The 26,066-nt window shown below is 70.0% G+C and carries 20 protein-coding genes; 12 read left to right on the top strand and 8 right to left on the bottom strand.

All coding sequences use genetic code 11. The features are described from left to right. Positions 1-64 precede the first annotated feature (64 nt). On the bottom strand, positions 65-940 hold the full coding sequence (locus V7D28_RS02475; RefSeq protein WP_333585773.1) for a LysR family transcriptional regulator: 876 nt from the start codon (positions 938-940) through the stop codon (positions 65-67). An 88-nt stretch (positions 941-1,028) separates the two neighbouring features. On the opposite strand from V7D28_RS02475, the gene V7D28_RS02470 reads away from it, so the two are divergent. Genes V7D28_RS02470 through V7D28_RS02460 form a run of 3 tightly spaced genes read left to right on the top strand, consistent with a single transcriptional unit; the run spans position 1,029 to position 5,685 of the window. Then, a complete protein-coding gene (locus V7D28_RS02470) occupies positions 1,029-2,189 on the top strand; it encodes an isovaleryl-CoA dehydrogenase (protein WP_333585772.1) in 1,161 nt (386 codons plus the stop codon). Continuing rightward, a complete protein-coding gene (locus tag V7D28_RS02465) occupies positions 2,186-3,793 on the top strand; it encodes a carboxyl transferase domain-containing protein (protein ID WP_333585771.1) in 1,608 nt (535 codons plus the stop codon). Before V7D28_RS02470 ends, V7D28_RS02465 begins: the two co-directional genes overlap by 4 nt. A gap of 5 nt (positions 3,794-3,798) precedes the next feature. Then, positions 3,799-5,685: an ATP-binding protein gene (locus V7D28_RS02460; protein ID WP_333585770.1), complete on the top strand. Its 1,887-nt coding sequence runs from the start codon at positions 3,799-3,801 to the stop codon at positions 5,683-5,685. Here the strand turns inward: V7D28_RS02460 and V7D28_RS02455 are convergent, their stop codons facing one another. Beyond that, entirely contained in the window at positions 5,686-6,906 is a 1,221-nt protein-coding gene (locus V7D28_RS02455; RefSeq protein ID WP_333585769.1) for an NAD(P)/FAD-dependent oxidoreductase, read from the bottom strand. It abuts the gene before it with no gap. A 212-nt stretch (positions 6,907-7,118) separates the two neighbouring features. Here V7D28_RS02455 and V7D28_RS02450 point away from each other — a divergent pair, with 212 nt between their 5' ends. Continuing rightward, positions 7,119-7,559 (top strand): RrF2 family transcriptional regulator, encoded by a 441-nt coding sequence (locus V7D28_RS02450; RefSeq protein WP_333585768.1) that lies wholly within the window; start codon positions 7,119-7,121, stop codon positions 7,557-7,559. 24 nt (positions 7,560-7,583) lie between these two features. Here V7D28_RS02450 and V7D28_RS02445 read toward each other — a convergent pair whose 3' ends face one another. From V7D28_RS02445 to V7D28_RS02430, 4 genes are read right to left on the bottom strand one after another with little or no spacing between them, the layout of a single operon-like run. Next, on the bottom strand, positions 7,584-8,624 hold the full coding sequence (locus tag V7D28_RS02445) for a sulfate/molybdate ABC transporter ATP-binding protein (protein ID WP_333585767.1): 1,041 nt from the start codon (positions 8,622-8,624) through the stop codon (positions 7,584-7,586). An 11-nt stretch (positions 8,625-8,635) separates the two neighbouring features. After that, complete coding sequence (gene cysW / locus V7D28_RS02440) at positions 8,636-9,469, bottom strand: sulfate ABC transporter permease subunit CysW (protein ID WP_333585766.1); 834 nt, start codon at positions 9,467-9,469, stop codon at positions 8,636-8,638. After that, on the bottom strand, positions 9,466-10,329 hold the full coding sequence (gene cysT / locus V7D28_RS02435) for a sulfate ABC transporter permease subunit CysT (RefSeq protein ID WP_333585765.1): 864 nt from the start codon (positions 10,327-10,329) through the stop codon (positions 9,466-9,468). The genes cysW and cysT overlap by 4 nt, the downstream gene beginning before the upstream one ends. After that, positions 10,326-11,342 carry a sulfate ABC transporter substrate-binding protein gene (locus V7D28_RS02430; protein WP_333585764.1) on the bottom strand — a complete coding sequence of 339 codons (1,017 nt, stop codon included), beginning with the start codon at positions 11,340-11,342 and terminating at the stop codon, positions 10,326-10,328. Before V7D28_RS02430 ends, cysT begins: the two co-directional genes overlap by 4 nt. A 157-nt stretch (positions 11,343-11,499) precedes the next feature. On the opposite strand from V7D28_RS02430, the gene V7D28_RS02425 reads away from it, so the two are divergent. The 3 genes from V7D28_RS02425 to V7D28_RS02415 all read left to right on the top strand — a co-directional run bounded on the left by V7D28_RS02425 (position 11,500) and on the right by V7D28_RS02415 (position 15,811). After that, positions 11,500-11,940 carry an RrF2 family transcriptional regulator gene (locus V7D28_RS02425; RefSeq protein ID WP_333585763.1) on the top strand — a complete coding sequence of 147 codons (441 nt, stop codon included), beginning with the start codon at positions 11,500-11,502 and terminating at the stop codon, positions 11,938-11,940. Positions 11,941-12,020: 80 nt separating this feature from the next. Then, positions 12,021-14,366 carry a TonB-dependent receptor gene (locus V7D28_RS02420; RefSeq protein ID WP_333585762.1) on the top strand — a complete coding sequence of 782 codons (2,346 nt, stop codon included), beginning with the start codon at positions 12,021-12,023 and terminating at the stop codon, positions 14,364-14,366. Positions 14,367-14,440: 74 nt separating this feature from the next. After that, a complete protein-coding gene (locus tag V7D28_RS02415; protein ID WP_333585761.1) occupies positions 14,441-15,811 on the top strand; it encodes an FAD/NAD(P)-binding protein in 1,371 nt (456 codons plus the stop codon). Here V7D28_RS02415 and V7D28_RS02410 read toward each other — a convergent pair. After that, complete coding sequence (locus V7D28_RS02410) at positions 15,798-17,405, bottom strand: Na/Pi cotransporter family protein (RefSeq protein WP_333585760.1); 1,608 nt, start codon at positions 17,403-17,405, stop codon at positions 15,798-15,800. The genes V7D28_RS02415 and V7D28_RS02410 overlap by 14 nt on opposite strands. A gap of 69 nt (positions 17,406-17,474) precedes the next feature. On the opposite strand from V7D28_RS02410, the gene V7D28_RS02405 reads away from it, so the two are divergent. After that, on the top strand, positions 17,475-18,275 hold the full coding sequence (locus V7D28_RS02405) for a universal stress protein (RefSeq protein ID WP_333585759.1): 801 nt from the start codon (positions 17,475-17,477) through the stop codon (positions 18,273-18,275). A gap of 15 nt (positions 18,276-18,290) precedes the next feature. Here the strand turns inward: V7D28_RS02405 and V7D28_RS02400 are convergent, their stop codons facing one another. Further along, positions 18,291-19,388, bottom strand: a complete 1,098-nt coding sequence (locus V7D28_RS02400; RefSeq protein ID WP_333585758.1) for a phytase — start codon at positions 19,386-19,388, stop codon at positions 18,291-18,293. Between the two features lie 200 nt (positions 19,389-19,588). On the opposite strand from V7D28_RS02400, the gene V7D28_RS02395 reads away from it, so the two are divergent. The 4 genes from V7D28_RS02395 to V7D28_RS02380 all read left to right on the top strand — a co-directional run. After that, entirely contained in the window at positions 19,589-21,619 is a 2,031-nt protein-coding gene (locus V7D28_RS02395) for a TonB-dependent receptor (RefSeq protein WP_333585757.1), read from the top strand. A gap of 3 nt (positions 21,620-21,622) precedes the next feature. Next, on the top strand, positions 21,623-22,165 hold the full coding sequence (locus tag V7D28_RS02390) for a MotA/TolQ/ExbB proton channel family protein (RefSeq protein WP_333585756.1): 543 nt from the start codon (positions 21,623-21,625) through the stop codon (positions 22,163-22,165). Beyond that, the gene (locus V7D28_RS02385; protein WP_333585755.1) at positions 22,162-22,539 is read left to right on the top strand and encodes a DUF2149 domain-containing protein; all 378 of its coding nucleotides are present in this window, start codon (positions 22,162-22,164) and stop codon (positions 22,537-22,539) included. The genes V7D28_RS02390 and V7D28_RS02385 overlap by 4 nt, the downstream gene beginning before the upstream one ends. Positions 22,540-22,577: 38 nt before the next feature. Further along, on the top strand, positions 22,578-26,066 hold a 3,489-nt coding region (locus V7D28_RS02380; protein ID WP_333585754.1), incomplete at its 3' end, for a cobaltochelatase subunit CobN.

Below are 26,066 nucleotides of genomic sequence, written 5' to 3'. Positions count from 1 at the left end.
ACTGACGAATCCGAAGGTGCGCCACAGCGCTCTGCGGGCCCGGTGAAGATGGCCGGGGAGCGCCTCAGTCGGCGGGATGAACTTCGTGCAGAGCGCGCCACAACTCCCCCCCGGAGAACGCCGCCTCCGCGCCGGGCAGGTGGAGCAGGCCTACCTGCCGCCGCAGGCCAAACCCCTCGAGCCGGGGCCAGGCCGGCGCATCGGCGTCAGCATAGCAGTCGGGCATGACTGTCACGCCCAGCCCCCCGGCCACCAGGGCCAGCACCCGCTCGTCATTGGTGGACCGGTAGGCGAAGCGCGGCCTCACGCCGCGCTCGGTAAAGTAGCGGCTGGTCTGGGGCAGGACCTCGCAATGTCGCCGCACGATCATGGTCTCCGCCCCCAGGGCCTCGCCGGCCACCTCGTCCTGACCCGCGCAGACATGGAACGGCGCCACCGCCAGGCGGTAGCCTTCCTCGAACAGGGGCGTCTGGGAAAGCCGCGTCTCGTCCGAACGGACGAGGGAGACGGCCACGTCCAGCCGGCCGCGCTGGAGGCGCTGGGCCAGGTCCCTCTCGGTCCCCTCCACCAGTTCGATGGCCGCCCCGGCGTGACCCGCAGCGGTGAGCACCCCCTTCAACAGGCGCAGGGGCAGGCTGGAGATCACCCCGATCCGCACCACACGCGGCCCCGACCCCAGGGTTCGGCCCGCCTCCAGGCTGTGGAACTCGCCCTCGATCGCACGGGCATGGTCGAGAAGGCGCGCGCCGGCCTCGGTCAGCTCCACCCGCTTGCTGTTGCGCAGAAAGAGCCGTGCGCCCACGGCCGCCTCCAGCTTGGCGATGCCCGCCGACAGGGTGGGCTGGGTCACATTCACCTGGGCCGCGGCGCGAGAAAAGTTCCCGGCGTCCACCACGGCCAGAAAGTATCGGAGCTGGTAGCGCTCAATCATAGACGTCATCTATGCGATGACAGGCTTAACGACAATTTCCGATGCGTTCGGGGCCGTTCTAGTCTCCACCCTCGCCGTTCGGTCCCAGGAGGAAGACTTGTCCGCCGCCCCCGCCTTCCGACACCAGCTCAGCGAGGCCGCCGAGGCCATTCGCGAGACCACGGCCCGGTTCGCCCAGGCCGAGATCGCGCCCCGCGCGGCGGCCATCGACGCCGAGAACACCTTCCCCCGGGACCTGTGGCCCGCCATGGGGGCGCTCGGCCTGCACGGGATCACCGTCGAGGAAGCGTTCGGCGGCCTGGGTCTGGGCTATCTCGAACATGTGGTGGCCATGGAGGAGGTGAGCCGCGCCTCGGCCTCGGTGGGGCTCTCCTATGGCGCCCACTCCAACCTGTGCGTGAACCAGATCCGTCGCTGGGGGTCGGAGGAACAGAAGCGGCGCTACCTGCCCGGGCTGATCAGCGGCGAGCACGTGGGCGCCCTGGCCATGAGCGAGGCCCAGGCGGGCTCGGACGTGGTGTCCATGCGGCTCAAGGCCGAGCATCGCGGCGATCGCTATGTGCTGAACGGGACCAAGTTCTGGATCACCAACGGGCCGCACGCCGACGTGCTGGTGGTCTATGCCAAGACCGACCCCGAGGCCGGCGGCCGCGGGATGACCGCCTTCCTCATCGAGAAGGGCTTCGCCGGATTCTCCTGCGCCCAGAAGCTGGACAAGATGGGCATGCGCGGCTCCGACACCGGCGAACTGGTGTTCGAGGACTGCGAGGTCCCGGAGGAGAATGTCCTTGGCCCCCTGAACGGCGGCGTGGGCGTGCTGATGAGCGGGCTGGACTATGAGCGCGCCGTCCTGGCCGGCGGCCCCCTGGGCATCATGCAGGCGGCCCTGGACGTCGTGCTGCCCTATGTTCGCGAGCGGCGGCAGTTCGGCGCCCCCATCGGCAGCTTCCAGCTCATGCAGGCCAAGGTGGCCGACATGTATGTCGCCCTGAACGCGGCGAGGTCCTATGTCTATGCTGTGGCCAAGGCCTGCGACGCTGGCCACACCACCCGGTTCGACGCCGCCGGCGCCATTCTCATGGCGTCCGAAAGCGCGGTGAAGGTCACGCTGGAGGCCATCCAGGCCCTGGGCGGCGCGGGCTACACCCGCGACTATCCCGTGGAGCGTCTGCTGCGTGACGCCAAGCTCTATGACATCGGGGCGGGCACCAACGAGATCCGCCGCTTCCTGATCGGTCGGGAGTTGATCGGGGGATGAGCCGGCTCGCCAGCAACATCGATCCCCGGAGCGAGGCCTTCCGGGCCAATGACCAGGTGAACCGCGCCCTGGCCGAGGACCTCCGCGCCCGTCTGGCGAAGGCGGCCCTGGGCGGGCCGGAAGCCTCGCGCCAGCGCCACGCCGCCCGGGGCAAGCTCCTGCCCCGCGAGCGGGTCACCCACCTGCTCGATCCCGGTTCCCCCTTCCTGGAGGTCGGCGCCCTGGCGGCGGACGGGGTCTATGACGACGAGGCGCCGGCGGCCGGCGTCATCGCCGGCATCGGCCGGGTGAGCGGCCGCGAGGTGATGATCCTGGCCAATGACGCCACGGTGAAGGGCGGCGCCTACTTCCCCCTGACCGTGAAGAAGCATCTGCGGGCCCAGGAAATCGCCCTGCAAAACCGCCTGCCCTGCGTCTATCTGGTGGATTCCGGCGGGGCCAACCTGCCCCACCAGGCCGAGGTCTTTCCCGACCGCGACCATTTCGGCCGAATCTTCTTCAACCAGGCCCAGATGAGCGCCGCGGGCATCGCCCAGATCGCCTGCGTCATGGGGTCCTGCACCGCCGGCGGCGCCTATGTGCCTGCCATGTCCGACGAGACGGTGATCGTCCGCGACCAGGGCACCATCTTCCTGGGCGGCCCGCCCCTGGTGAAGGCCGCCACCGGCGAGGTGATCAGCGCCGAAGAACTGGGCGGCGCCGACACCCATGGGCGGCGCTCGGGCGTGGTGGACCATGTGGCGGAGAACGATGTCCACGCCCTGCTGATCGTCCGCGCCATCATCGCCAATCTGAACACCACCAAGTCCGTGGACCTGGCGCTGGCGCCGCCACGGCCGCCGGCCTTCGACCCCCAGGAGCTCTACGGCGTCGTCCCCACCGACGTCCGCGCGCCCTATGACGTGCGCGAGGTGATCGCACGCATCGTGGACGGCTCGGACTTCGACGAGTTCAAGGCCCTCTATGGGACGACCCTGGTCTGCGGCTTCGCCCGCATCTGGGGATTTCCTGTGGCGATCCTGGCCAATAACGGCGTGCTCTTCTCGGAGAGCGCCCTGAAGGGCGCGCACTTCATCGAGCTGGCCTGCCAGAGACGCATCCCCCTGCTCTTCCTGCAGAACATCTCCGGCTTCATGGTGGGCGGCAAGTACGAGGCGGGCGGCATCGCCAAGGATGGCGCCAAGCTGGTGACCGCCGTGGCCTGCGCCCAGGTTCCCAAGCTCACCGTGCTCATCGGCGGGTCCTTCGGGGCCGGGAACTACGGCATGTGCGGCCGGGCCTATTCGCCCCGCTTCCTGTGGACCTGGCCCAACAGCCGCATCAGCGTCATGGGCGGCGAGCAGGCCGCCAGCGTCCTGGCCACCATCCGCCGCGACGGGCTGGAGGCCCGGGGCGAGACCTGGCCCGCGGCGGACGAGGAGGCCTTCAAGGCCCCCATCCGCCAACGCTATGAGGACGAAGGCAGCCCCTATTTCGCCACCGCCCGGCTGTGGGACGACGGGATCATCGACCCGGCCCAGACCCGCGATGTCCTGGGCCTGTCCCTGTCGGCCGCCCTGAACGCGCCTGTGCCCGAGACGCGCTTCGGCGTCTTCCGGATGTGATCCCGATGATCGAGAGCCTGCTGATCGCCAACCGCGGCGAGATCGCCCGCCGCATCATCCGCACCGCCCGGCGGCTGGGGGTGCGGACCATCGCCGTCTATTCCGACGCCGACGCAGGCGCCGCCCATGTGCGCGAGGCCGACGCCGCCGTGCGTCTGGGACCTGCGCCGGCCCGGGAGAGCTATCTGCGGGGCGAGGCCGTCCTGACGGCGGCGAGGGAGACCGGCGCTGCGGCGATCCATCCGGGCTATGGCTTCCTGTCCGAGAACGCCGACTTCGCCGAGGCGGTGATCGCCGCCGGTCTCGTCTGGGTGGGACCGCCGCCGGCCGCCATCCGGGCCATGGGGTTGAAGGATGCAGCCAAGGCGCTGATGCAGACCGCCGGCGTGCCCGTGACGCCCGGCTATCTGGGAGACGACCAGAGCCCCGAGCGGCTGGCGGCGGAGGCCGGCGCCATCGGCTATCCGGTCCTGATCAAGGCCGTCGCCGGCGGCGGGGGCAAGGGGATGCGGCGGGTCGAGCGCCCCGAAGACTTCGCCGCGGCCCTGGAGAGCTGCCGCCGGGAGGCCTTAGCCAGCTTCGGCGACGACAGGGTGCTGCTGGAGACCTATGTGGCGCGCCCCCGCCATATCGAGGTGCAGGTGTTCGCCGACACCCGTGGCCAGGTCGTCCACCTCTTCGAGCGCGACTGCTCGGTCCAGCGCCGCCACCAGAAGGTGATCGAGGAGGCGCCCGCGCCGGGCCTGTCGGAGGCCGCGCGCTCGGCCATCTGCCAGGCCGCGGTGCGCGCCGCCCAGGCGGTGGACTATGTGGGCGCGGGCACCGTGGAGTTTATCGCCGACGCCTCTCAGGGCCTGAGCGCCGAGCGCATCTGGTTCATGGAGATGAACACCCGCCTGCAGGTGGAGCATCCGGTGACCGAGGCGGTGACCGGCCTGGACCTGGTGGAATGGCAGTTGCGGGTGGCCGCCGGAGAGCCCCTGCCACTCAGCCAGGACGAGATCACCCTGACCGGCCACGCCGTGGAGGCGCGCCTCTATGCGGAATCTCCAGCCAGCGACTTCCTCCCCTCCATCGGCCGCCTGTCCCACCTGAGCCTGCCGCGCACGGTGCGGGTGGATGGCGGCGTCGAACAGGGCGACGAGGTCAGTTCCCACTATGATCCGATGATCGCCAAGCTGATCGCCCATGGACCAGATCGCGCCACGGCGATCGGCCGGCTGGCGAAGGCCTGCGCGGAGGTCGAGGTCTGGCCCGTGCGGACCAATGCCGGCTTCCTGACCCGGCTGGTGGAGCATCCGGACTTCGGGGCGGCGCAGCTCGATACGGGCTTTATCGGCGAGCGCCTGGCCGACCTGTTGCCGCCCGAGACCCCGTCCCAGGCCGCCTGGAGTGCGGCCGCGGCCCTGCGGGTCGCCGAGACCGCGCCTGGTCCCACGGCCGATCCCTGGGCGGCGCTGAAGGGCTTCCGACTGGGCGCGTCGGCAAGGCCTGAGGCCCTGCTGGCCTACGGCACGGAGGTGCGCAATGTCGCCGCGCCCGACGAGACCCTGGCCGAGGTCCCGGCAGGGGCGATGGTGGACGGCGCCTTGGTGGTCTTCGAGGCGGGCGAGGCCTATGGCTTCGCCTCGCCTGCGCCCCAGGCCGCCGGCGCGGGCGCCGCGGGGGATGGTCAGGTCCTGGCCCCCATGCCCGGAAAGGTCACAGTCCTTCATGCGCAGGCCGGTCAGGCCCTGGCCAAGGGCGCGGCGATCCTCACCCTGGAGGCCATGAAGATGGAATACACCCTGGTCGCAGCCTTCGACGGCGTGCTGGAGACCCTGAGCGTGGCGGCGGGCGATCAGGTGAGCGAGGGTCAGGTGCTGGCGCGGCTGGGCCAGGCGCTGGCCTGATCAGGTGATGAGCCGCGCCCGTCGGGTGAAGGTCAGGTAGTTCCAGGCCCAGGTGGCGGCCACCGCCAGCCGGTTGCGCGCGCCCACCAGGAAATAGATGTGCGCCAAGCTCCAGAAGGCCCAGGCGGGATAGCCGGTGATCGACCAGCCCCCTCGCCGCACGATGGCCGCCCGGCGCCCGATGGTGGCCAGGTCCCCCTGGTGCCGATAGACGAAGCTCGAGGGCTTCGGGCGGCCGCTGAACTCGGCCTTGAGCCTCGCCCCCACATGGTCGCCCATCTGTTTGGCCGCCGGGGCCAGGCCTGGGGGGCGCTGCCCCCGCGCGTCGCAGGCCGAGGCCAGGTCGCCGATGATGAAGATCTCCGGCCGTCCGGGCAGGGCGAGATCCGGCCCCACGGCGATCCGCCCGGCCTTGTCCCCCTCGATCCCCAGCCAGTCCGCGGCGGGGGAGGCCCGCACCCCGGCCGCCCAGACCACCGCCCCTACCCTGAGGGTGTCTTCGCCGATCTGGATTTCGCCCGCCTTCACCGACTTCACGGCTGCGTCCAGCCTGACCTCCACGCCGCGCCGTTCCAGGGCGCGGGCGGCGTAGCGGCTGAGCGGCTCGGGGAAGCCGCTAAGGATGCGGGGGGCCGCCTCGGCCAGGATGACCCGGGCCTTCTCCGGCGCCACATGACGGAAGTCCCGGGACAGGGCGCCGCGGGCGAGATCGGAAATGGCGCCGGCCATCTCCACCCCGGTGGGGCCGCCCCCCACCACGACAAAGGTGGTGAGCGCCGCCCGCTCGGCCTCGTCCCGGCTCGCCTCGGCGCGCTCGAACGCCCGCAGCAGACGGCTGCGGATGTGGATGGCGTCATTGATCGTCTTCAGGCCGGGCGCATGGGCCGCCCATTCGTCATGGCCGAAATAGTCGTGGCTGGCGCCGGTGGCGACGATCAGCCGATCATAGTTCAGCGTCCCGCCCGACAGCCTCACCTGCCGCGCCTCGGGATCGAGGCCCTCCACCTCGTCCATGAGGATGTCGAGATCGGCCTGGCGTCCCAGGATTTCGCGGATGGGCCAGGCCACGTCGTTGGCGGTCAGCGCCGCCGTGGCCGCCTGATAGAGCAAGGGCTGGAAACAGTGATGGTTCTGGCGGTCCACCAGGGTCACCCGGCAGGGCGCGCCCTTGAGCGCGCGGGCTGCGGCCAGGCCGGCGAATCCGCCGCCCAGGATCACCACCCTCGGCTGTCCTGCTGCTGATCGGCCCATGACCTTGGCAATGGACGGACGAGGATGCGGTTCCACCGCCTGGCGCCGTCGTCGCCTGCGATGACGCGCCGCTCCGCCTCCGGCCGATCGAAGGTGGCGCGGGTCGGCTCTTGAAACTATGTACGCCGATCAACTAGGAATTTTGCAGGCGACGCACGGCGCGCCGCCCCAGCGGAAACGAGATGATCTCCAAGAAGGCGCTCTACGCCATTCGCGCCCTTATGAGTTTGGCGCGGTCCTATCCGAAGGCGATGAACACCGGCGAGATCGTTCTGGCCGACGATCTGCCGCGCAAATTCCTGGAAGCCATTCTCATCGACCTCAAGCGCGCCCGGCTGACCATCAGCGAGCGCGGTCGCGAGGGCGGCCACCGCCTGGCCCGCGCCCCGGATGAGATCAGCCTGGCCGACGTCATCCGCTCCATCGACGGTCCCCTGGCAATGTTGCCCTGCGCCTCGGTGACCAGCTACCGGCCCTGCGACGACTGCCCCGATCCCGACGGCTGCCGCATCCGCATGGCCTTCGCCAAGGGCCGCGACGCCCTGGCCGAAGTGCTGGAGAACACCAGCCTCACCGACCTGGTGGAACGCCCCGAAGCCGCCCCCCTGGGCGTGCTCGCCTGAGCGTCAGCCCCGACGCGCCGCGCCTCAGCCGCCCGCGGCGAAGGTGGTGAAGCGCTCCGGCGCCAGCCGGACCTTCGCCCCGCGCCCGACGCCGTCCGGCAGACGACCGCGGGTCCAGTCGATCTCCAGCACCGAGTCGCCCCGGGCGCATTCGATGCGCGTGGCGGGGCCGCGGGCGATGATCCCGATCACCTCGGCCTCGAACCCCCGACCGTCGGCGGGATTGATCTCCACCTCATGGGGACGGAAGAAGGCGGTCACCTTGCCGTCGACCGCCTCGCCCGCGGGGAAACGGGCGTCGAAGAGGTGCAGTTCGCCGCCGCGGACCTCCCCCTGCCCCGAATTGGCCGCGCCCAGGAAGTCGAAGACGAACGGCGTGGCCGGCGCGGCGTAGATGTCGTTGGGCGCGCCCACCTGCTCGATGCGCCCCTGGTTCAGGATGGCCACCCGGTCGGCCAAATCCATGGCCTCTTCCTGGTCGTGGGTGACGAAGATGGTGGTGACGCCGGTCTCGTCATGCAGCCGCCGCAGCCAGTGGCGCAGGTCGCGACGCACCTTGGCGTCGAGCGCGCCGAACGGCTCGTCCAGCAGCAGCATCCGGGGCTCGATGGCCAGGGCGCGCGCCAGGGCCACCCTTTGGCGCTGGCCGCCGGAAAGCTGGGAGGGATAGCGCCCGCCATAGCCTTCCAACTGAACCAGCCGAAGCAGTTCTTCTGTCCGGCGGCGGATGTCCTCAGCAGAAGGCCGCTCGCCCCGGGGGCGGACCCGCAGGCCGAAGCCGATATTGGCCGCCACGGTCATGTGGCGGAACAGGGCGTAATGCTGGAACACCATGCCGGCCTTGCGCTCGCGAGGGCTCTGGGCCAGCAGGTCGGCGCCGTTGAAGCTCACCTGGCCCTCGGTCGGCTGGATCAGGCCCGCCAGAATGCGCAGGAGCGTGGTCTTCCCCGATCCCGAGGGTCCCAGAAGGGCCAGGAACTCCCGGTCGGCGATCTCCAGATCGACGCCGCGCAGGGCGGCGCTCTGGCCGTAGTCCTTGACGATGTTCTGTACGTGCAAAGGCATGGGTCTGAAGCTCAGTGACGTCGGCTGGCCGAGAGCTCGCCGGCATAGCGCCACTCGAGCCCGGTCTTGATGACGAGGGTGACAATAGCAAGTCCGGCGAGGACCGAGGCGGTGGCGAAGGCGCCCACGAAATTGTACTCGTTGTAGAGGATCTCCACATGCAGCGGCAGGGTGTTGGTCTTGCCGCGGATGTGGCCCGACACCACCGAGACCGCCCCGAATTCGCCCATGGCGCGGGCGTTGCAGAGCAGCACCCCGTAGAGCAGCGCCCATTTGATGTTGGGCAGGGTGACCAACAGGAAGGTCCGCCAGCCGCCGGCGCCGAGCGTGATGGCGGCCTCCTCTTCGTCGGCGCCCTGTTCCTGCATGAGCGGGATCAGTTCGCGCGCCACGAACGGAAGGGTGATGAAGAGCGTCGCCAGCACCAGGCCTGGGACTGCGAACAGAATCCGCAAACCCGCGTCCGTCGCCAGACCCGCAAACCAGCCGCTGGCCCCGAACAGCAGCACCCAGACCAGGCCGGAGACCACCGGAGACACCGAGAACGGCAGGTCGATCAGGGTCAGCAGCAGACCCTTGCCCGGGAAGTTGAACTTGGTCACCGCCCAGGCCGCCGCCACGCCGAAGACGGCGTTCAGGGGCACCGCTATGGCCGCCACCAGCAAGGTCAGCCGGATGGCCGACCAGGTGTCAGGATGGGAGAAGACCTCCAGATAGGCCTCAGGGCCCCGCCGAAAGGCCTCCACGAAGACCATGCCCATGGGCAGCAGGATCAGCACCACCACATAGGCGACGCCCAGGCCGAGCAGGACGGGCGAAGGGCGCCCGAGGGGCTTGTCGGTCATCGGCCGGCTCCGGGCGTAGCGATCACGCGCTGGAGCAGATTGACCCCCAGCAGGATGACGAAGGACAGGGTCAGCATCGCCAGACCCACGGCGGCGGCGCCGGCATAGTCGTACTCTTCCAGGCGCACGATGATCAGCAGGGGTGCGATCTCGGTCCGCAGGGGCAGGTTGCCGGCGATGAAGATGACCGAGCCATACTCGCCGACGGCGCGGGCGAAGGCCAGCGAGACGCCCGTGATGAGCGCCGGGCGCACCGCCGGCAGGACCACCATCCACGTCCTCTGCCAGGCCGAGGCGCCAAGCGTCAGGGCGGCCTCCTCCAGACCGGCCTCAAGGTCCTCCAGCACCGGCTGAACCGCACGGACCACGAAGGGGAAGCCCACGAAGGTCAGGGCGATGATCACGCCCAGGGGGGAATAGGCCGCACGAATGCCCAGTTCGGTCAGCCACTGGCCAATGGGGCCGTTGGGCGCATAGAGGGCGGTCAGCGCAATCCCCGCCACGGCGGTGGGCAGGGCGAAGGGCAGATCGATGATCGCGTCCAGCAGCCGGCGACCCGGGAAGCGGGTGCGCACCAGGATCCAGGCCACCAGCAGGCCCATCACCGCATTGACCGCCGCGGCGATGGCCGAGGCGCCGAAGCTCAGCCGCAGCGCCGCCACCACCCGGGGCGATGAGACGACCTCCCAGACCCCCGCGACGCCCAGTTCCCATGGCCGCAGCAGCAGGGCCGAGAGCGGGATGAGCACGATCAGGCTCAGATAGATGACCGTAAAGCCCAGCGAGAGCTGGAAGCCGGGCAGCACGTGTCGCCGCCGTCGCCGGGCGCCGGCGGCGGCGGTGGGAAGGGCCAGGCTCATCGGGCGGCCGGCTGATAGATTTTGTCGAACACGCCGCCCTCGCTGAAGTGCTTGGCCTGGGCGGCGTCCCAGCCGCCGAAATCGGCGATGGTGGCCAGCTGCAGCTCGGGGAACTTGTCCCGGTTGGCGGCGGCGACCTCGGCGTTGCGCGGGCGGAAGTGGTGCTTGGCGATCAGGGCCTGGGCGTCGGGCTCGTAGAGATGGGACAGATAGGCCTGCGCCAGCTCCAGGGTCCCGCGGCGCTGAGCGATGGCGTCCACGACGGCCACCGGGGGTTCGGCGAGGATCGAGAGGGCTGGCGACACGATCTCTACCGCGCCCTCGCCCAGTTCCTCGATGGCCAGGAAGGCTTCGTTCTCCCAGGCCAGCAGCACATCGCCGATGCCGCGCTGGACGAAGGTGGTGGTGGAGCCCCGGGCGCCGGTGTCGAGCACCGGAACATGACGGAACATCTCGCTCACAAAGGCCTCGGCGCCGCGCTCCCCGCCCCCCTGACTGGCCGCGTAGGCCCATGCTGCGAGGTAATTCCAGCGCGCCCCGCCGGAGGTCTTCGGGTTGGGGGTGATCACCTCCACCCCAGGCTTGAGCAGATCGTTCCAGTCACGGATCTGCTTGGGATTGCCCTTCCGGACCAGGAAAACGATGGTCGAGGTATAGGGGCAGCTGTTGTCCGGAAGGCGCGATTGCCAGTCGCGGGCCAGGAGGCCCCGCTGGGCGATCTGGTCGATATCCGCAGACAGGGCCAGCGTGACCACATCGGCTTCAAGCCCGTCGATGACCGAGCGCGCCTGTTTGCCAGAACCGCCATGAGACTGCTCCATCGTCACGCCGGAGTGACCCTCGCCGCGCCAGAAGGCGTCGAATAACGCATTGTATTCTTTGTAAAACTCCCGCGTGGGATCATAGCTGACATTCAGCAGCGTCTGGGATGCGCCGCCCCGGGGCGCACAGGCCGCCACGGCCAGCGCGGACGCGGCTTGCAGGAAAATACGGCGGTCGAGAAGAGCGGCCATGGGGTGTCTCCGAAAGCTCAAGAGGAGGAAAGCCCCTGTATCCCTATTTGTCCAGTATGTTTTAGCGACTTAACGCTCTTTCTGGGCCGGCGCCCATCGAAGGGGCTGGACATTCCCCTTCTTTTCCCATTTGTTTAATATGGTTTAGGAGGCCAGCATGTTTGCAAGCCGCGCCCGCTACGCCCTTCGCGCCGCCCTGTGGCTCGCCGACCGGTATCCTCGCTTCGCCAGCGCGCACCGGGTCGCAGAGGGCCTGGCCGCCTCGCCGAAGTTCATGGAATCCATCCTGACAGACCTCTCGCACCAAGGCCTGCTGGTCAGTCAGCGCGGCCGCGCGGGCGGCTATCGCCTCGCCAGGCCGCCGGCGTCGGTGTCAGTCCTCGACATTGTGAACGCCAGCGGGGTCCGCCTGTGGAGTCACGAGTGCAGCCCAGACAGCCCTGCCTGCCAGGGATGCGATCGCGTGGCGACCTGCAAGGTCCGCCTCCTGCTGGCCGATTGCCGGGGCGCGCTGGAAGCCTCGCTCGCGGCCCAGACCCTGGACGGGCTCAGGCCGCCTCCGGGCGCAGTCCGCCCGCCGCTCCAGCCCCCTAGCTAAGGCCGAAACGGGTTGAGAAAATCTTGGCCTTTCTATTCTCTACTTTCTTGCTAGATTTTATATGTTTTAGGGAGGGACCCATGTCAGTTTCCATTCGTACTCAGCTCTTCGTCGCCGCTTCGGCTCTCGCCCTTCTGGGCGCCCATGACGTCGCCGCCCAGACCGCGGGCGGCTCCACCAGCGCGGTGAATGTCGAGGAAATCACCGTCACCGCCCGGCGGCGGGTGGAGCTGCTGCAGGATGTGCCCATCCCGGTCACGGTGCTCAGCGCCAGTCAGGTGGCCGACACCGGGACCTTCAACGTCACCCGGCTGAAGGAGATGGTGCCCACCGTTCAGTTTTATTCCACCAACCCCCGAAACTCGGCCATCAACATCCGGGGTCTGGGTTCGCCCTATGGCCTGACCAATGACGGGATCGAGCCGGGCGTCGGCCTCTATATCGACGGGGTCTTCCACGCCCGGCCGGCGGCGGCCACCCTTGACTTCGTCGATGTGGAGCAGATCGAGGTGCTTCGCGGACCGCAGGGCACGCTCTATGGCAAGAACACCACGGCCGGCGCCATCAACGTCACCAGCCGGCGACCGCAGTTCACGCCTCGCACCGATGTGGAAGTCAGCGTCGGCGACCTCAACTTCCAGCAGGTGAAGGCCTCGATCACGGGCCCCCTGTCCGAGCGGATCGCCGCGCGCCTGTCCTTCTCGGGCACCCGCCGAGACGGCGTCCTCTACAACACCGCCACCCAGGACGACCTCAACGACCTCAACAATCTGGGCCTGAAGGGCCAGGTCCTCTTCCTGGTCAATGACAAGCTGGAGGTGATCCTGGCCGGCGACTACACCCGCCAGCGTCCCGAAGGCTACGCCCAGGTCGTGGCCGGCGTCGCCCCCACCCAGCGGGCGGCGAACCGGCGCTATGAAGGCATCGCCGCCGACCTGAACTACCGGCCTCCAAGCTTCGACGCCTTCGACAGGCTCACCGACGCCGATACGCCCCACCGTTCCTATCAGGACGTGGGCGGCGCGGCCCTGACGGTGAACTGGGAGGTGGGACCCGGCGCCCTGACCTCCATCACCGCCTGGCGCTACTGGGACTGGAACCCCTCCAACGACCGGGACTTCCTGGGCCTGCCCATCACCACCATCTCGGCCAATCCCTCCGAACAGCGCCAGTTCTCGCAGGAGCTGCGCTACGCCGGCGACCTGTCGGACCGCCTGAACTTCGTCCTGGGCGCCTTCGTCTTCCGCCAGACCATCGATTCCACCGGTAAGCAGGAGCAGGGTTCGGCGGCGGCGCGGTTCCTGCTGGCGCCGAGCGCCGCAGCCGCCACGCCGGGCCTGCTGAACGGTTACGGCCAGACCTCCGACATCTCCTCCACCTTCCTCAGCGCGGCCTTGTTCGGCCAGGTGGAGTGGTCGGTGACCGACCGCCTGCGGGTCATGCCCGGCCTGCGGCTGAACTACGACGAGAAGGAGGTGGATTATGCCAGCTTCGTCTATGGCGGCCTGCAGACGACGGATGCGGCCCTGATCGCCTTGCAGCGCTCCATCCTCGCGCCGCAGAGCTATGCGGCCAAGACCGACGACACCAACATCTCCGGCCAGATCACCGTAGCCTATGAGGTGTCCGAGGCCGTCAACGCCTACGCCACCTACGCCACCAGCTTCAAATCGGTGGGCCTGAACCTGGGGGGCGTGCCGAACAACGCCGCGGGCGCGCCGGCCCTGGACGCCGCCACGGTGCGGCCCGAGGAAGTGACCCACTACGAGGCCGGTATCAAGACCCAGCCCACCCGGCGGATCACCGCCAACTTCACCGTCTATCAGACGGAAATCAAAGACTTCCAGGCCCAGGTGGTGAACGCCTCGGTCGGCGTTCTGCGCGGCTACCTGGCCAACGCCGACAAGGTCCGCGTGCGCGGGGCGGAGTTCGATGGTCAGGCCCGCATCGGGGACGGCCTCACCCTTTATGCGGCCGCAGCCTATACGGACGCCATCTACGCCGCCTTCACCGACGCGCCCCCGCCGCTGGAACTGACCGGCGGGCCGCAGGTGGTGGACATTTCCGGGTCCCGCCTGCCGGGCGTCTCCAAATGGGCGGGCTCCGTTGGCGGTGAATACTCCGCGCCCGTCGCCCTGGCCGGGCGGGAACTGGAGGCCTTCGCCGGGGTGGACGTCAGCTACCGCTCCGACTTCTCCTCCAGCCCCTCTCCGTCCCAATACCTCAACATCGAGGGCTACAGCCTCACCAACGCCCGCCTGGGCGTTCGCAGCGGGGACGGCTGGTCGGCCTACCTTTGGGCCCGGAACCTGTTCGACGAGAACTATTTCGAACTGCTGTCGGCCGCTCCCGGCGGCTCCGGTCTCTATGTCGGCCTGCCCGGCGACCCCCGGACCTTCGGCCTGACCCTGCGCGCCAGCTTCTGAAGATCCGGCGGGGGCTGAAGGCCCGCCCCCGCCGGCCGCTTGTCCCCCCAGCCGGCTTTCCAGGGTGAACACCCATGTCCCTCGCCTCCACCACCGTCGCCGTCGTTGGCGGCGGCTTCAGCGGCCTGCTCACCGCCCTGCATCTGCTCGCCGATCCGGAAGGCCCGCGGGTGCGCCTGATCGAGCGGGCCGGCGCCTTCGCGCGGGGAGCCGCCTACGCCACCGGCAATCCCCTCCACATCCTCAATGTGCGGGTGGCCAATATGAGCGCCTTTCCCGCCGACCCGTCCCACTTCCAGCACTGGCTGGACCGCCGGCCCGGCTGGCAGGCGCGGAGCGGCTTCGTGACGCGGGGCTGCTACGGGGACTATCTGCAGGATCTGCTGCGCCGGTCGGCCGAGGCGCCGGCCTCCGCCGGCCGCCTGCTGCTGGAGGCCGACGAGGTGGTGGGCCTGCGCCGCGCCGGCCAGGGGTGGCGGCTCTCCATGGCCATGGGCCGGGAGATCGCCGCCGACGCCGTGGTCCTGGCCCTGGGGGTTCTGCCCCCGGCCCTGCCGCCCGGCGCCGAGCCGGGCCTCGAAGGCTCGCCCCGCTACCTGGCCGACCCCTGGCGGGTCGAGGGGCGACTGCCGCCGGGCGACGGGCCGGTTCTCCTGCTCGGCTCGGGCCTCACCATGGTGGATGCGGCCCTCAGCCTGGCCGACAGCGGGCGACGCATGGTGGCCATCTCGCGTCGTGGCCTGCTGCCGCTGCGCCACGCCGAGGGCGATGTCACGCCCTATGGCGCCGCCTATCAGGGCTCTCCAGCCCTTCTGCTTCGCCAGGCTCGGGCGGCGGCCGCCGTGGCGCAGGGCGACTGGCGGGCGGTGATCGACGGATTGCGCCCCCGGGTGTCCGACATCTGGCGCGACTGGAGCCCGGCGGCGCGGCGCCGGTTCCTGCGCCACCTGCGTCCCTGGTGGGAGGCCGGTCGCCACCGCATGGCGCCTTCGGTGGGCCGGCGGGTGGAGGACCTGATGCGCAGCGGCCAGCTGAGCCTGCAGGCCGGACGCACTGTGGCCATCGCCGCCACCCCGGCCCAGGTCCACGTCACCTGGCGCCCTCGGGGCGAAGACCTCACCCGCACCCGCGCCTTCGACGCCCTTATCAACTGCACCGGGCCGGGGACGGACCTGAGGCGCAGCGGCTCGCCCCTGATCGCCGATCTGCTGACCCAGGACCTGATCCAGCCAGACCCCAACACGGTGGGCATAGATGTGGACGCCGAAGGCCGGGTGCTGGACGCCCGCGGTCAGGGCGAAGACCGCCTGCGGGTGGTGGGCGCGCTCAGCCGCGCCGCCCGCTGGGAGATCACCTCGGTCCCCGACATCCGCCTGCAGGCCGCGGCCACGGCCTATGGTCTGATCGGCGCTCTGCGCCAGCGCCAGCCGGTCACGTCTGGCTAGGGTCAGCCGCCTCGGCGGCCGCCACGGCCGCTTCACCCCCCGGGGCCTGGGCCATTGCGAGGCGCCGGGCGGTCTTCAGCGCCAGGACGGCGGCCCGACGCAGATCGGCCGCGGCCATGAGCGCCTCGTCCATGCGCGCCATGGGCAAATCGCCGACGGCCGCGCGATGCAGCAGGGCGGCCTTGAGGGTCTGATAGACCTGCTCGGCCTCGACGTCCTGCTCGCCCGGGGCGCTGAGCGCCTCTTCAGCGAGGCGCGAGAGCCGGCGAAACGCCAGACGAAGGTCCTGATCCAGGAGGGGTTCGGCGCGCCACCCGTGCGCCAGGGCGGTGATCTCTTCCAGATGCTGAATCGCGCGGATCACGTCGGGCAGGCGCTGGACCACGTCCTCGGGCAAGGGCCTTGTCTGCAGGCGGGCGATGAAGTCCCGGATCGCTTTGGAGAGTTCCGGCAGAGCCGCCGCCAGCACGCGAACCTCGCCGCCGGAGGCGCCCGACATGCGGCCGGCCAGAAGCTGGTAGCTCAGATCCCGCAGGCGAGCGGTCTCCAGCAAGAGCCCCTGCAGGGCCACCGAGGGAATGCCGAGCAGGGTCGCATCCAGGTGTCGCGGACGGGCCTGATCCTCCACCGGAGTGACGAACAGGGTGGACAGACGTGCGACCAGGGCCGGCGCCAGGGGCGCCATCAGGGCCACCCCCAAAAGGTTGAAGACGGTGTGGAACAGAGCCAGCCGCGTGGCCGGCTGAACGCCCAGGTCCAACAGCACCGCCAGCCGGTCGATGACCCCCAGAAGCACGGGCAGCAACAGCAGGGCCACGGCGCCTGTGAGCAGGTTGAAGACGATGTGGGCCGCCGCCAGCCGCCGGGCGGCGGCCGTCGCCCCGATGGCGGCGAACACCGCAGTCGATGTGGTGCCCACATTGGCGCCCACCACTGCGGCGGCTGCGGCCTCCAGGGGCGCGGCGCCGCCGGCCGCGGCCGTCAGGACCACCGCCACCGCCGCGCTGGACGACTGGGTGAGCACGGTGATCGCCGCGCCGGCGGCGGCATAGGCCAGCAGGGCGGCGGGGCCGCTCAGCGTCGCCCCCGAGAAGTCCCAGGTCTCGGCCAGGCCCGCAAAGCCGGACTGAAGCACCGCCACGCCCAGGAAGAAGGCGCCGAAGCCCGCGCAGGCCTGGGCCGCGCCCGCCAGCCGGGGCCGCTCCCCCGCCACCAGTCCGGCCAGGGCGCCGACCCCCACTAGGGGAAGGGCCAGGGCCGCAGGGTCGATCTTGACCCCCACAATGGCCACCAGCCATCCGGTCATGGTGGTGCCCACATTGGCGCCGAACACCAGCCAGACCGCCTGGGCCAAGGTCAGCAGGCCCGCATTGACGAAGCCCAGGGTCGCCACCGTCACCGCGCTGGACGACTGGACCACCGCGCTGATCAGGGCGCCCACCAGCAGCCCCCGCCCAGGGCTGCTGGTCCAGGCGCGCAGCAAGTCGGCCAGAGCGCCGCCGGCCGCCAGCTTCAGCCCGTCGGTCATCATGCGCATGCCGATGAGGAACAGGCCCACGCCCCCCAGCAACGGCGCCAACAAGGCCAGGCTCATGCGCCGCGCCCCGGGCCCTGGGGACGTCCCGGAGGGGCGAGTGGGCCTGCAGGTGTTAGACTGAACCTCATGGACGCCATTCTTGCCGCAATCGACCGCCTGGATCGACCCTCCCCCGTTCTGGCCCGCGCGCGCGGGTTGGCGAGCGCCCTCGGCGCCCGTCTGGCCCTGGTCCATGTGGGGCCGTACGCCGGCGCCGGAGGGGCCGGACTGCGCCCGGAGGACGCCGAGGCCCTGCGTTTCCGCGCAGGTCCCACGGCCGAGGCGATCATCGAGGTCGCCGAATCTGAGGGCGCAGGCCTGATCGTCATGGGCCGCCCCACCCGCAGGCCCCTGCGGGAGCTGTTCGCCGGCACGACCCTGGAGCAGACCCTGCGCCTGTCTCACCGGCCCGTGCTGATGGCGGCCGCCGAGACGCCGGAGCCCTACCGGCGGATCCTGTTCGCCGTGGACTTCTCGCCTGCCGCCGAGGCGGCCGCCGCCCTGATCGGCGCGTTGAAGCTGGTCCCCGGCGCAGAGGTGCATCTGGCGCACGCCTTCTCCAGCCCGGAATCCGGACTGCTGATCGAGAGCGGCGCCGGCATGGGGGCGGTACGCGCGTCCCTGCGCCAGAGCGAGATCGAGGTTCAGGCCGAGCTCGCCCTATGGGCCTCGGCCCTCGGCCTGGTCGGGGCGCGGCGTCATGCCTGTCTGTGCGAGGGCGCCACGGCCGAGACCCTGCTCGGGCTGGCTGAGCGGCTCAAGCCCGACCTGATCGTGGTGGGAAGCCACGCCAAGACGGGCCTGAGCCGCGCCCTGCTGGGCAGCGTGGCTCACGGAATTCTGGTCGGGGCGGCCTGCGATGTGATGGTGGCCCCGCCACGGGCCTGACGCCGAACCGGAACTTCAGGGCGCCCGGTCACCCGCCGCGGCGGGCGGCAGGTCCAGGGCCTGCCGGATGTCGTCCCAGGCCACCAGCTTGAAGTTCTGGGTGCGATCGGCGCTCACCCCGTCCTGGGCCACGAACAGGCCGCCAGGGAAGGCGGGTCCGAAATCCCCCACCGTGACCTCGATCCCGTCGGTCTCTTCCACCGCACCCAGGGTTCCAGCCTCGATGCGGAAGCGTCCCACATAAGCTTCGTCGGGCAGGCGATAGACGGCGAAGGCGTTGTCGCCCTGGCTGGAGACCAGCACATAGCCGCCGTCTGCGCCCTCCCGGGCGATGGCCACGCCCTCGGCGTCCGCCACCAGCCTCTCGCCATCGACGGCGGCGACCTTCACCGGTTGGGGATCGCCCTCAGGCCGGGCGTCAAAGCGCCAGAGGCCCGCATCCTCTTCGGCCACATAGAGCCGGCCAGTCCGCTCGTCGGCGGCGCAGCCTTCGGACTGGGTGGCGAGCTTGAGCGTCCGGACCATCTGGCCCGAGGGCGCAGCGCCCGTCAGGTCGAGGGCGATCTGGCGGATGGTCCCGTCCTTCAGGACGATGAAGGCGTAGATCGCCTCCGGCGCGCGGTAGAGGCACAGGCCATAGGCCTCGCCCGTTCCGGCCGGCGTGGTTCCCAGGGCCGTGAGCTTGGCGGTCTGCCCGTCCAGACGGAAGAGGGCGAGCCTGGCGTTGGCCACATCGTTGCGGTCGCTGGCCACCACGAGGATCCCGGGCGTACCGGCGATCTCCACGCCATCGAGCAGATCGACATTGTTCACCGCGCCCGCATCCCGGAAATCGCGCACGGCGCCCGTCAGGTCATAGACGTAGAGCCCGGCCTTCTTGTCGGTGCCGACGATCAGGCTGGCCGAGGGATCAGCCGGGTTCCGCCAGATGGCCGGATCGTCAGCCGCATCGGCGTTGACCGTGGCCACCACCGCAGTCTCCCCCCGCGCCGTCACAGGCGCCGCGGGCTGAAGCGTCGCGCCCCCGCACCCGGCGGTGAGCAACAGGCCAAGAATGGCGAGATCGCGGATCTGCATGGGTCCCCCGGCTTCCAGCACAGCTTGTGCCGCCATAGGCCGCTTCGGCGACGGGACGGACAAGCTTGTGTGACGGAGCTGCGTCAGGCTCCGCCGGCCCCGCGCGACGATACGTCGGCGCGCGCTGCCCAGGTCAGGGGCGCCCGCCACATACCATTGTTACAGAATAACATTTCCCTTGATCGTTATGTTATATTGTTTCAGTCCGCCCCCGACGCCTTTGAGGGGGGATGACTATGAAGTGGATGATCTTGCCGGCCCTGCTGGCTACGGCCGCGCCCGTGTGGGCCATGGCGCAACCATCGACGCCGGTGGATGAACTGGTCGTCACCGCCAACCGCCGCGCCCAATCGGCGCGGGACGTGCCCTCGGTGGTCGAGGTGGTCAGCGCCGAACAGCTGGAAAACACGGTCTCCACGGGCTTCATCGACGCCCTGAAGAAGACCGCGGGCGTGGATGTCATCCAGTATCCCAACGGCCTGGCCGGCGTCAGCCTGCGCGGGTTTCGGCCGGACTTCGAGTTCAGCATCAATCCGCGAACCCTGACCCTTGTGGACGGCCGCCCGTCGGGCTCCACCAGCTTCACCACCATCGCGCCCGAGAGCATCGAGCGGGTCGAGGTGCTGAAAGGCCCCGCCTCTTCGCTCTACGGCGCCTCGGCCATCGGCGGGGTGGTGAACATCATCACGCGCAGGTCCAGCGGTCCCCTGAGCGGCCGGCTGGGCGTAGGCTACGGGGCGTTCGAGACCTTCCGCGCCGAAGCCAGCGCCGGGGGCGACCTGGCGGCCGGCGCCGCCGATTTCGACGTCGGTCTTGGCTATGTGAACCAGGCCGGGGACTTCAAGATCGGCGGCGGGACGGTGCGTCCCAACAGCGATTCAGAGCGTCTTTCGGGACGCCTGCGCGTGGGGGCGAACCTGGGCGAACGTGTGCGCGTGGACGCGAGTCTTGATGGGGCGCGCCTCTCCAACAACGCTTCCGGGGCGTTTTCCTTCAATCCGCCGACGGCCAACGGCACGGAGCTGGAGCGGTTCGGCGGCGATCTGCGGGCCACCGCCGACCTGGGCGCCCACCAGCTGAGCGGCCTGATTTACGGCTCGGCCGACCTCTATGAGTACATCACCATTCCGACGACCGGGCCGCGCTATCGGTCGAGCCGGACGGAGTCGGAATATCGGGGTCTGATGCTCCAGGATGTCTGGACCCTCTGGCCCGCCTTCACCCTCACCTATGGGGCCGACTGGCAGACCGTAGAAATGGAGCGCGCCTCCTATCTGGCGGGCGGCGTGGCGCGTGCGCCCTTCAGCCCCAATGAACGTCGCGAGACCCGCGCCCTCTATGCCGAGGGCGTGTGGCGCGGCCTGCAGGACCGACTGATCGTCAACCTCGGCGCGCGGCAGGACTGGATCACGTCAGAGACCCTGGCCACCCCCCTGCTCACCACCTTCACCCCGGGCAAGAGCGAGTTCGAGGTCTTCAGCCCGCGCGGCGGCTTCGTCTTCAAGTTCAATGAGGCTTGGCGCCTCCACGGTACGGCCGGGACCGGCTTCGCCCCGCCGCAGGGCAACCAGATCGCCGGGGTCAGCGAGGAGTTCGCCGGGGTCCAGCGACGCCTGACCTATGGCAATCCCGACCTGGAGCCCGAGAGCAACGTCACCTACGACCTGGGCGTGGGTTACGCCACGGCGAGCCTCGGCGCGGACCTCTCCTATTTCCATTCCACCACCAAGGATCGGATCACCACCGTGATCCGGACCAACACCGCCACCCTGCGCGAAACCACCTATGTCAACGCCGACGAGGCCCGGATGCGTGGCGTGGAGGCCCAGGCCTGGGCTGACGCCAGCGACTGGGTCGGCCTCGCGCCCGGCCGGCTGACCCTGCGGGCCAGCCTGACGCGTATCCTGAAGGCCGAGGAAAGGGTGGCGGGCGTCGCGACGCCGATCCGCAATGTGGCCGACTGGAAAGGCCTGATCTCGGCCACGGCGAGCCCCATCGACAATGTCTCGGTCACCCTCACCGCCCGGTACAATGGCGAGCGCTGGGACACTGACAACAGCTCCGGCCGCATCTTCACCGCAGGCCGGGGGGGCCTGTTCGAATATCCGACCTTCACGGTGGTCGACGCCAGTCTGCGCTGGGATGTGACCGCCAGGGACACGCTCCGCGTCGAGGTCGCCAACCTCTTCGACGAGAACTACTACGAGAAGGCCGACTATCCGATGCCCGGACGGGCGGCCTATGTCCGCTACCAGCGGAGCTTCTGAGCCATGTGGGAGAAGGCGGTTCTCACGGGCATAAGCAATCTGCTGTTCACGCCGGTCACGCTCCTGCTGATGGCGACCCTCGTCTGGACGCTGATTCAGACCGGCCTTCTCATTCGCAGCGGCCTGCAACGTCTGGGCGGCAAGGCGCCGGCCAGGGCGCGGTTCGTCGACGCCATGAACGAGGCGGCCGGCGCTCCGGCCCGCCGCGATCTGGACATCGTTCTGGAAAGCCTGGTCCAGCGCGCCGACGCCGAGGCGGGACGGATGCTGAACAGCATCCGCTTCGCCGTCCGGATCGGACCTTCCCTGGGCCTGATGGCGACCCTCATCCCCATGTCGGCCGCCCTCAGCGGCCTGGCGCGGGGCGACCTGCCCAGCCTGGCCAACAACATGGTCATCGCCTTTTCCAGCACCGTGGTGGGGATCGCTGTGGGCGTGGTGGCCTATATGCTCACCCTGGTGCGCGAGGCCTGGGTGCGCAGCGACCTGGACGCCATTCGTCTCCACGCTGAACGCGTGTTGCGCGCCAGCGAGGCCGGGGCGTGAGCCGGCTGCGTTTCATGCGCCAGAAGGACTCCTCCGCCTGGGAGGAAGACCCCCTGTCGGGGGTGGCCAATCTGTTCGATCTCAGCCTCGCCTTCATCGTGGCCCTGAGCGTGGCCCTGTTCTCGGTCTTCGGCGCCCGCAATCTGTTCGATGAATCCGCCGACTGGACGCTGACCCATCAGGCCGCGGACGGCACGTTGGAGGTGGTCCAGAAGGAGGGCCGCGAGATCAAGGTTCAGCGCGTCACCGACCAGCAGCTCTCCGGCGACGGCGACCGGCTGGGCGTGGCCTACAAGCTCTCCGACGGGCGGGTGATCTATGTCCCCGAGGGCGAGGTGTCTGACGGCGACGACAACGGGCCAGCGGTCCCGTGAGGGCTTGGCTGGCGCTCGCCTGGCTTCTATTGGTCGGCATGACCGCCCCAGCCGCGGCGGCGGAGTCCGCCCCGCGGCCCCGGATCGCCCTGGTCTCCATCGAGCTGGCCCAATCGCCCAACCTCGCCTTGCGGGCGGCCCGCGCCCGGGCGGAGGTGGCGCAGGTGGAGCTGTTCGGCCTCGGGGGCGGTCTCCTGCCCAGCGTGGCCGAGGCCGATCTGCCCGCCTATGACCTTGTCCTGATCGAAGGGGTGGGGCCGCAGCTGGTCCAGTTCTCCGACGCCATCGAGGCCGCCAAGCGACGGACCCGCGTGCTGGTGGTCAATGGCGAGCAGTGGGTCGCCGGCAATGTCGATCCAAAGAGCCTGCCTGACCTCCAGACCTATTGGACCAATGCGACGGCGGAGAACTATGCGCGCCTGCTGGACTATGTGCTGGCCGAGGTTCTGAAGCAGGGCGGCCCCGCTCAGCCGCCGGTCGTCTATCCGGAGACAGCCTTCCACCATCCGCAGGCCGAGGCGCCTTTCCCCGACCTGGCGACCTATGAGGCCTGGGCCCGGACCCGCCTGCCGGACGCCGATACCCGCCCCCGGATCGGCGTGGTCTTCTATCGCAGCCTGGTGCTGGCCGAGAACGCCAAGGTGGTGGACGCCCTGATCGCCGAGGTCGAAGCCCAGGGCGGCCTGCCCCTGCCCCTCTGGCGACGCGATAGCGCCGAGACTCTCCAGGTTCTGGCGCCGCCGGGATCTCCCGGGGTGGACGCGATCATCCTCTGTTCCAACTGGATCGACTATCAGGACCATGCCGCCGGGGTGCGGGCGGCCCAGGCGCTGAACGCGCCGCTGCTGAACTGCACCAACGACTACAGCCGCACGCCGCAGGCGTGGGAGCGCGCCCTGGGCGGCTTCGCCCCCGCCCGCTCCGGACAGCTGGCCATGAGCGAACTCCAGGGTCTGGTGGAGCCGATGATGGTGGGGGCCCGCGCCGTCGCCGACGACGGCTCGGCCGTGATCGAGCCCATCGACCACCAGATCGCCTGGCGCGTCTCGCGCGCCATGGCGTGGGCCAGGCTGGCCCGCCTCGACAACAGCCAGAAGCGGCTGCTGGTCCCCTATTACAGCGAAGGCCGCAGCCAGGCCGATGTCGGCTCCGACCCCGACAGCTACCTCGACGCCCAGGGGACCCTTGTCGCCCTGCTGCAACGCCTCAAGGCCGAGGGGTATGACGTGGGCGAGGCGCCCCTGCCCGACAAGGCCGAGCTTTCGCGCCTCATGGCGCTGTCCGGCTCCAATTCCCCCGACGCCGAGACCCTGCGGGTCCGGGCGGCGCAGGGCCTGATGGCCTTCGTGCCGGAGGCCGACTATCTCGCCTGGTGGAACCAGTTGCCCGAAGCGGCCCGCGCGGCGGTCGAGGCCCAGTGGGGGCCGCCTCCGGGGGATGTCATGGTGACCCTTGACCCGCAGGGCCGTCGCGCCCTGGCCATCCCCCTTCTGCAGTTCGGCAAGGTCGCCCTCACGCCCCATCCGATCTGGGGCATGCAGGAAGCGCGGGGGCTTGAGAGCCAGGGGGCGCTCACGCCTCATCACCAGTACATCGCCTTCTATCTGTGGGCGCAGAAGATGTGGCGGGCCGACGCCTATCTGCCGCTCTTCACCCAGCTCAGCCTGATGCCCGGCAAGCAGGAAGGACCGGCCAGCACCGATTGGATCGGCCTGCTCATCGGAAGCATGCCGCACATCCAGCCGACCCCCTTGCAGGCCAATGGCGGCGTGGCCAACAAGCGGCGCGCCAACGCCGTTCTGATCGGCTTCATGCCTGAACTGGCCCAAGCCGGCCTGGCGCCGGACCTGGCCCAACTGAAACTCGACATCGCCGCCGCGGAGGATGATCCCGCACGCCAGGCGAAGGCTCGGGCCCAGGCCGCCGACCTCGGTGTGGACCGGGTGCTGGGGATCGATCCGGCCAGCGCCCCCTGGTCGGCCCTGGCCGAGGCTCTGACGCGGCATCTGGAGGAGATCGACCGGGCCCCCGTCACCCAGGGGGGCCACGTTCTGGGCGAGGCGCCGGCGCCCGAGGCCGCCGCCCGCATGGCCCACGCCATGATGGCCGCCTCGGACGACGCCCCCAGTCTGGAAGCGGTGCGGGCCTTTGTGGAGGGCCAACCCCTGGACGCCCCGGCCGAAGTCGTCACGCAGCTCACCGCCTATCTGGAGCGCATCGCTCAGGCGCCCCGCGAAATGGACGCGGTGATCGGCGCCCTGGCCGGCGGCTATGTGACGCCCGGTCCCAACGCCGACGCCATTCGCAATCCCGACGCCCTTCCCGGCGGCCGCAATCCCTTCACCCTCGATCCGCGGGGGCTGCCCACGCCCCAGGCCTGGGCCATCGGCAGCCGGCTGGCCGACGAGATGGTGCGCGACTATGTCGAGACCCACGGAGAAGCCCCGCGCAAGGCGGCCTTCGTCCTGTGGTCGGGGGAGACGGTGCAGAACGAGGGGGTCCTGGAATCCCAGATCCTGCGCCTGCTGGGCGCCCGCCCCGTCTGGAATCCCAAGGGCCAGGTGATCGATGTGGCGCTGGAGGACCGCGGCGTCCTGGGACGCGGACGGATTGATGTGCTGGTCACCACCTCTGGCACCTATCGAGACCACTTCGGCGACAAGCTCGTCCTGCTGCACAAGGCCGTGGCCCTGGCCGCCGCGGCCGACGAAGCCGACAACCGCGTGCGCCAGAACGCCGCCGCCACCGCTGAGCGGCTGGTCGGCGAGGGCGTCGCCCCCGAGGCGGCCCGGAGCCGCGCCCTGAGGCGGATCTTCTCCACGGCGCCCGGCGCCTATTCCCCCGCCACCGAATTCGCCATTCAGCAGGAGCCGCGGTGGAGCGACGACGCCCTGGCCGATCTCTATGGCCGGCGCCTGGCCCATGCCTATGGCGAGGACCCGGAAGGCGGCGGCGGGGCGGATGGCGAGGCCTTTGCGGAAAACCTGAAGACCGTCGACGCCGCCGTGTTCAGCCGCAGTTCCAACGTCTTCGGCCTTCTCGACACCCCCATGCCGGCCGCCTATCTGGGCGGGCTGAACATGGCCGTCCGTCATGAGACCGGCCGCAGGATCGAGACCTATATCAGTCAGCTCGCCTCCCCGACCGACGCCCGGGTGGAGCCCATCGCCCGGACCATGGGGCGGGAGTTGCGCAGCCGCTACCTGAACCCGCATTGGATCGCCGACATGCAGGCCGACGGCTATAACGGCGCCCGCTATCTGGCCGACTTCACCGAGCATCTGCTGCTCTGGGATGTCACCACGCCCGACCTGGTCACCGACCAGGAGTGGGAGGCCGTGCGCGACGTGTATGTGCGCGACCGCTATGAGCTTGGCCTGGCCGACTACTTCGCCCGCGAGAACCCCGCCGCCGGTCAAAAACTGGCCGAGACCCTGCTGGAGGCGGTGGATCGCGGGCTGTGGAAGGCCGACGCCGCGACCGTGGCCGAACTGCGCCAACGCCTGGCCCCGCCCGCCCCTGGCGCC

The sequence above is a fragment of the Phenylobacterium sp. genome, from assembly GCF_036723115.1.
In the GTDB taxonomy this organism is placed as follows: domain Bacteria; phylum Pseudomonadota; class Alphaproteobacteria; order Caulobacterales; family Caulobacteraceae; genus Phenylobacterium.
Note: the sequence above shows the minus strand (reverse complement) of the source record. Positions and strands in the feature narration are given on the sequence as shown.